The sequence below is a fragment of the Adonisia turfae CCMR0081 genome, assembly GCF_011009555.1.
Classification (GTDB): Bacteria; Cyanobacteriota; Cyanobacteriia; order Phormidesmidales; family Phormidesmidaceae; genus Leptothoe; species Leptothoe turfae.
On sequence record NZ_QXHD01000004.1, the window covers coordinates 138,864 to 139,473 of the forward strand.

The following is a 610-nucleotide window of genomic DNA, read 5'->3' on the forward strand; positions in this document are numbered from 1 at the left end:
TGTCACCTCACCGTACTTGGCAATCACATAGGCATCAATCGGGTCGGTCTTTGCCAGCTTACTCAGGGCTCTGGCTAAGTCTCTGACCGGACGTGGGTTGACCACGCTTACTCGGATGTCATGCTGATGTAGCCTCAGCGCCATTAGTGCCTCGTGGCCGCCTGTGGCTTCGCAGACAACGGCTGGATCCGGTCGTTCTAAGACCTTTTGCCTCAGCGCTTCGATACCTGCCGCATCGTTGCTGTATGAGCTATACGTTTCTGCGCTCAGGTCATACACATCCAGCTTGTCTTTGCTGACGTCTATGCCTATCCAATTCACCGGAGTTACCTTAGCTGATGTCGTCATATGATCTCTCCTAAAGGAGTACGGCATTGGGGCTCCATCAACTGCACTCTACCTTGCGTGATCCGGTCTCCCATGGGAACCTGGCGATTCTTTCGAGCTCTCAGTTCGATGAATAGTAGCGGTAACCTTGCTTGCGGTCGGACTATGATGAGCTATCATGAACGGGAGGACTTAGTCTAGTGCTACTACGCTTAGCGTATTTGAGTAGACTCCTAAACAAACCCGTTCTTAACATTTGCTCATCTGTTCTAGGGGATGACGG

The 610-nt window shown here is 51.6% G+C and carries 1 protein-coding gene; it reads right to left on the reverse strand.

The window, feature by feature from the left end; translation table 11 throughout:
* A partial coding sequence (locus DXZ20_RS04885) for an IS110 family transposase (protein WP_250565623.1) occupies positions 1–348 on the reverse strand: 348 nt, incomplete at its 3' end.
* Positions 349–610 lie beyond the last annotated feature (262 nt).